At 55.1% G+C, this 2,398-nt stretch carries 3 protein-coding genes; 1 reads left to right on the forward strand and 2 read right to left on the reverse strand.

Going from position 1 to position 2,398, the window contains the following annotated elements; translation table 11 throughout:
* Positions 1–143: 143 nt before the first annotated feature.
* On the forward strand, positions 144–908 hold the full coding sequence (locus tag QMG56_RS23100; protein ID WP_281825239.1) for a TetR/AcrR family transcriptional regulator: 765 nt from the start codon (positions 144–146) through the stop codon (positions 906–908).
* 232 nt (positions 909–1,140) lie between these two features.
* On the opposite strand, the gene QMG56_RS23105 is transcribed toward QMG56_RS23100, so the two are convergent.
* Positions 1,141–2,187: a cupin domain-containing protein gene (locus tag QMG56_RS23105; RefSeq protein ID WP_281825240.1), complete on the reverse strand. Its 1,047-nt coding sequence runs from the start codon at positions 2,185–2,187 to the stop codon at positions 1,141–1,143.
* A gap of 29 nt (positions 2,188–2,216) precedes the next feature.
* The coding region (locus tag QMG56_RS23110) for an SDR family oxidoreductase (protein ID WP_281825242.1) at positions 2,217–2,398 on the reverse strand (182 nt) is incomplete at its 5' end.

The raw sequence follows: 2,398 nt of genomic DNA on the forward strand, positions 1-2,398 counted from the left end.
CCTCAAAAAGCCCCTTGCTCCCGTCGTGGTGAAAATCACCAGCGGAGGCGCTCGTCCAGACTACGCCGTCAACAACGAACCCAGCCCACAAAACCTCGGAGCGGCGGTCTCATGAATAAGACGGGTTAGGACGCTATCCAGCTATGGCCAATCGCAATAATTTGACGCCCGTTCAGGGTGATCGCGAGCATCAGGGGAGAGAGCGTTTGGGCAGTTCCCGCTTTGACGAACAGTTAGCCTGTGCGGAGCCCAAGGGGCTTGGACGACGGCCGTCGACGTCCGATACGATCTGCGATATCCAGCGAGCAGCTCGAGAGGACTTCGCCAAATATGGCTTTGACCGCGCCACCGTCGAGGGCATTGCCCGCAAGGCTAAGGTTTCCAAACAGCTCTTATACTATTATTATGATAGTAAAGCAGAGCTATATGCTACAATACTCGAAGAGGCAGCGGCACAGACAAGTGCTTTTAGCAACGAGCCTAACCTGAATGATCTCGAGCCCGAGGAGGCTTTGAGGGCATATATAGATAATATATTTTCCGACTATATTCGTCGACCTCAGATCATTCAGATGACGATGGATGAAGCCCAGCATGGGTTTTCCCATGTGGCGAAACGTGGCTCGCTTGCCTCCCTGCTGCAAGGCGCGATCATTATTTTGGAAGACATCATAAAGCGAGGACAGGATGATGGCACTTTCCGCGCTGATGTGGAGCCAGACGCGCTTTTCTGGACCATTTTCAGCATGGTCACGGCATGGTTCTCCCACGCCCCGATGATTTCGCTCGTGTCGGGCGCAAAGCTGGAAGGAGAACGAGGTTTGGCGTATTGGCGGGCGTATTCTGGGAACTGGATAGCGCGTTCGGTTCTCAAATGTGACAGGTTGAACCCACCATCGGAATCATAGTAGGGTGGGCTTTGGCGTAATCTGTAGCGGTGTGGCCCAACGCCGCACACTATTGCGGCATTGGGGCAGATTCTTATTTTTGCCCCTGCTTCAATGATTGTTGAGCTCATCCTGAGGGACGAGTCCAAAAGACCCGCTTCAAATCAGGTGACAAATGAAGCCGAAGGAGCAAAGCAACATCGCTTGTGACGCAGTCACCTTTTTCGATGAAACTCTATTCCTCCAATGGCCCCTAACGCCGTTCGGATCGGTCGATACCCATGGTCCGGAGCAGAGCAGCTTCGGTCACCACGAACAAGAGTGCTCTTTCGTCGGTGGACCGATTGCGATGCGCGTGCCAGACCCAGTTGGGCAACACAAAGACGTCGCGTTCTTGCCACTCTATATCGGAGTGACCTTCGATGCTGGTCGTTCCACTTCCCTCCATGACATAGCAAAGAGAGCTGGCGGTCTTGCGATGTTCGACACTCGTGAATCCAGCGGGAAGCAATTGTACGTTGCAGCTAAGCGTCGGCAAAACCGATTCACCTGTGAACGGATCGAAATATTCCAGCATCACGCCATCACAAGGATCGACTCCTTGCGAGGCTTGGCGCAGTAGTTCTGCCTCGGTTTCAGCCCACGGGAAACGCAGCGGCGGGCTGCCAGCGGTCGATACGATGCCTCGTCGCCTCAGAAAATGCGAGCGGCTATCCCCATCGGCCCGGGGGCGCCCATCCAGTTCCTGCGATTTAGTATTCGGGACGCGGTAAGAGACCTGCTTCAATCCAGCAACAATCGGCAGATCAAGCACATCCAGCCACACGCCGGGCCTGTCACCATCATTGTGATGATCATGCTTTGCCCATGCCGGTGTTAGAATCAGATCATGTTTTGCCATAGGCAAGTGCTCACCATCGACGACCGTCGACAGCCCATCCACCCCGTCAATGACGAAACGGAGGGCCGAGATCGCGTGGCTATGCGTCCATTCCACCTCTCCGGGCAGAACCATTTGAACAGCCCCGAGCAACGCATGAGTAGAACCTACGGGCAAGGCAGGATTTGAAAAGGACAGTGTGCGCCGGACAGTGGTGGTTTCCTTCAACGCTTCACAGCTCTTGTCGAGCATTGCGCTGATCGTTTCCCACGACCACTTGAAGGGAATACCGGCTGGAGCGGGACCGCCAATGGCTTTCTGCAACAAAGCCTCGAACTTCCACTGACCGGTCATGTTGACCCCGGCTAACTCCCCGTCGAATGCTGCCAGCCTTTCGTTGCCGCTTTCTCCGTCCATCATGCTAATCTCCCGCGTCATAAAGTAAAATCCTACAATCCGCGCGTACGCCCGCCGTCCACATCAACCAATGCGCCATGGATATATTCAGCCCGCGGGCTGGCCAGAAACGCAACGATGTCCGCGATGTTCTCCGGTTTGCCGAAGCGCGGTGCCCCAGCGATCTTCAGCAGTTTGGCGCGAGCCTCATCCTCGGGCATCTGCATGGCTTTGA

Source organism: Sphingobium sp. BS19 (assembly GCF_027925545.1).
In the GTDB taxonomy this organism is placed as follows: Bacteria; Pseudomonadota; Alphaproteobacteria; order Sphingomonadales; family Sphingomonadaceae; genus Sphingobium.

Coding starts and splice junctions, on each gene's coding strand:
- QMG56_RS23105 (WP_281825240.1), bottom strand. CDS start 2,187: ATGATGGACGGAGAAAGCGGCAACGAAAGGCTGGCAGCATTCGACGGG.
- QMG56_RS23100 (WP_281825239.1), top strand. CDS start 144: ATGGCCAATCGCAATAATTTGACGCCCGTTCAGGGTGATCGCGAGCAT.